Origin of the sequence: Pontibacter ramchanderi (genome assembly GCF_002846395.1) — a bacterium.
Classification (GTDB): Bacteria; Bacteroidota; Bacteroidia; order Cytophagales; family Hymenobacteraceae; genus Pontibacter; species Pontibacter ramchanderi.
The window spans coordinates 1-4,055 of sequence record NZ_PJMU01000009.1 but is presented as its reverse complement, the minus strand read 5'-3'; the positions used below and the strand labels follow the sequence as shown (position 1 = coordinate 4,055).

Below are 4,055 nucleotides of genomic sequence, written 5' to 3'. Positions count from 1 at the left end.
AACGTCTCCGTCAGCGACGGGGCCCTCACCATCAGCTTCACTTCCGTGGCTAACAACGCCATCATATCGGCCATCGAAGTCATCTCGGCGAGTGGACAAATGAATTCAAGTGATGACAGCTCGCATGCGATTACAACGGAAGCCCTGCATCTTCAGGTTTATCCTAATCCAAGCCTGGGAGAAAAAATATCCTTTAGGCTCACCGGTTTGAGCCATCAGGAAAGTGTTAAGGTTCTGTTATATGACATGGCAGGAAGACTTGTACAGTCAGATTATATGGAAGTAAATCCACTAAAAGAAGTGGATATGTACTTTAAAAATCGTCTTGACAAGGGTTTATATATCCTTAGGGTGAGCTCAGACTCTATGCAACTACAATCTAAAATCGTTATTGAATGAAGTTATGTTTCATCAAATACCCATTTGTAGTCAGTAAGACAGTAGCGCTTAACAGTATTGATCGACAGCGTCTATACAAGACCGTCTTTTAAATACATTATCGCTTACATCTTCAGCACGGTCATTCCAGAGCATTTAGAAAGCACAACACACCTACTCATATAAGAAGTAATCAAATCCTTTTAACTCTTTACTAATTCATTTTATTCAACACTCTGACAAATGAAACAAACTATTACTTCTCCTATTACTATGGTAATCCAACAACAGATTGGCAAATTTCAACATTTGACATTGTTGTTAATTTTGCTTTTTGCAGTACCTGATGATGCTTTTTCACAAAACTGCTCTCCCATCAGCCAGCTGCCCTGCGACCAGGTGCAGGTGGCCCTGCCCTACAGCCTGACCTTCAGCGGCGCCGTCTCGGGCACCGTGCCCGACAAAAGCGGGGCCGGCACCGGCTTCACCATGATCGACGCCTACTCCGGCTCCCGCCACTCGGCCGACGGCAGCCCCTCCAACCCCAGCCTCCCCGGTTACGAGCCCTCCAAGCTGACGGTGGCCTCGGGCAGGCTGCAGCTGGTCACCAACAAGGGCATCGCCTGGCTCGACAACAACAACCAGCTCAACTCGCTGGGCGTGCGCGTGGACTCGCGCAGCGCCCTGCAGGCGCAGGTGACGCTGGTCAGCCCCTACAACGGCACGGCCTCCCAGCAGGCCGGCCTGTGGGTCGGCCTCGGGGACAAGACCTACGTCAAGCTGGTGGTGGTGGGCAACAAGGTGGAGCTGCGCCGTGAAGTCAACGACGCCTCCTCCTCCTCCGACCAGCGCATGACGCCATCCGTCTCCGGCATCAACACCGCCGCGGTGCGCCTGCGGCTGGAGCTGGACCCGGCCGCCAGCACCGTCAGGGGCTTCTACTCCCTCAATGGCGGGGCCGAGCAGAGCGTAGGGGCGGCCCTGAGCATCGCCGGCATGGGCCTGACCAGCTCCACGGCCTACGCCGGCATCTTCGCCAGCCACCGCAACGCCACCAGCCCCGTCACCTACACCTTCGACGACTTCTCGCTGCAAAACTTAGATAGTACCCCATCTGGCTGCTCTCCCATCAGCCAGCTGCCCTGCGACCAGGTGCAGGTGGCCCTGCCCTACAGCCTGACCTTCAGCGGCGCCGTCTCGGGCACCGTGCCCGACAAAAGCGGGGCCGGCACCGGCTTCACCATGATCGACGCCTACTCCGGCTCCCGCCACTCGGCCGACGGCAGCCCCTCCAACCCCAGCCTCCCCGGTTACGAGCCCTCCAAGCTGACGGTGGCCTCGGGCAGGCTGCAGCTGGTCACCAACAAGGGCATCGCCTGGCTCGACAACAACAACCAGCTCAACTCGCTGGGCGTGCGCGTGGACTCGCGCAGCGCCCTGCAGGCGCAGGTGACGCTGGTCAGCCCCTACAACGGCACGGCCTCCCAGCAGGCCGGCCTGTGGGTCGGCCTCGGGGACAAGACCTACGTCAAGCTGGTGGTGGTGGGCAACAAGGTGGAGCTGCGCCGTGAAGTCAACGACGCCTCCTCCTCCTCCGACCAGCGCATGACGCCATCCGTCTCCGGCATCAACACCGCCGCGGTGCGCCTGCGGCTGGAGCTGGACCCGGCCGCCAGCACCGTCAGGGGCTTCTACTCCCTCAATGGCGGGGCCGAGCAGAGCGTAGGGGCGGCCCTGAGCATCGCCGGCATGGGCCTGACCAGCTCCACGGCCTACGCCGGCATCTTCGCCAGCCACCGCAACGCCACCAGCCCCGTCACCTACACCTTCGACGACTTCTCGCTGCAGAAACTTACTTCTTCAGATTCGTTGCGCCCTTATGTTACAGCAGTACGTCCGCAAAATGGAGCAACAAATGTCCCCGTGGATCAATCGATCTCTGTCGATTTAGCTTTTCCTAGCGGTAAATCTTTGGATGGTGGCACAGTTAACCCAAATACAGTAAGACTTTATACAGTTATAAATGGAGCTCGAAGCCAAGTGTCTGGAACTGCTGTTAATGCCACCGCCGCCGGGGATGCCATTACATTGACGGCCACGTTAAAGACCAGCACTACTTATGAGTTTGAAATAACAGAGCAGGTGAAAGACCTTAATGGCTATTCTATAGTGCCTTTTAGATCTACCTTTACCACCACAAGCAGTTCCTCTACCACCCCTCCTGACTTGGTGGGAGTATCTTTTACTGAAAAGGTTTTAATTGACAATTCCTTTGGAAGCGACGGTTTCACATCTTTGGTTATCGGACCGGACCGTCGCCTCTATGCTACAACGTCTGGTGGCAAAATAGAGCGTTGGGATATAAGAGCGGATGGAACTGTAACAAATAACGTAACAATATCTCCGTTTGGCTCAAACCGAAGATTGTTGATAGGTATTCGTTTCACTCAAGATGCGACAAAAGATAACTTGGTAGCCTGGATCAGTCATTCTTCCCCCGAGTTTAGCAATGTTCCGGATTGGACTAGCAAGATTTCCAGAGTTGTATTAAATAACCCAGCCAGTCCAACTATTAAAGATTATGTCATCAATCTTCCGCGTTCAATAAAGGACCATTCAATCAACTCGATCGATATAGGTCCTGATGGTGCATTGTATATTGTACTTGGAAGTAATACAGCAATGGGAGCACCCGACCCTGCCTGGGGCAATAGACCGGAGAGGTTGTTAACAGCGGCAGTGCTCCGGCTCGACGTTATGAAAGCAAATCAACAGTCACTCCCAATAGATGCCAGGACGAAGGATGGTGGCGGAAATTATAATCCTTACGCTACCAATGCCCCTTTGACGCTCTACGCTACTGGTTTAAGAAATGCATATGACCTTGTGTGGCACTCTAATGGTCAACTGTATGTGCCCACGAACGGCTCTGCCGCGGGTGGCAACACGCCCGCTCTTAAGTCAGGCACAACATGGTCTAATGGAAGTACTTATACAGGCCCTAATATACCTGCTATGACAGATGTCCGGGACACGCAAAGTGATTACTTATTCCGTGTGGTCAAAGGAGGTTATTACGGCCATCCTAACGTTCTGCGAAACGAATACATTTTAAATGGAGGTAACCCTACCTCCAAAGAAGATCCGGGCGAGGTTGTTTGGACTATCAACGGCACGAACTACGGTTACCCTGTAGGAACTCCCACCGAACCGAAATATAAATGGTGGGCTTATGACTTTGGTACAAACATGTCACCTAACGGAGTTATTGAATATAAAAGCAATGCATTTGATGGTAAATTAACTGGTAAGTTACTAGTCTGCCGCTTCAGTGGTGGTGACGATATCATGCTCCTAGAGCCTGGCGGAACAAATAAAGACATTATACGTGCAGTAGAAGGCAACCTGATTCCAGGACTTCGTCGTCCGTTTTCTAACCCTCTAGATATCATAGAAGACGTTGTCACTGGCAACCTCTACATTTCTGAATACTTTGATGGCAACGGAAGCGGTCAACCAAGAATCACATTACTAAAAGCAGACAAGCCTGCTTCATCCCCTTCAACAAACAGCGGTCTGATCAATGCTGGAGGTGGCCAGTACACCGACGGCCAGTCCAGGACCTGGTCCTCGGACAGCCACTTCACCGGCGGCGTGGCTGGCTCCAAGTCCTTCGA

2 protein-coding genes are annotated in these 4,055 nt (G+C 53.1%); both read left to right on the top strand.

The features are described 5' to 3' along the window. On the top strand, positions 1-399 hold a 399-nt coding region (locus BD749_RS19115), incomplete at its 5' end, for a T9SS type A sorting domain-containing protein (RefSeq protein WP_143741291.1). Between the two features lie 306 nt (positions 400-705). After that, a partial coding sequence (locus tag BD749_RS19110) for an Ig-like domain-containing protein (protein ID WP_180336469.1) occupies positions 706-4,055 on the top strand: 3,350 nt, incomplete at its 3' end.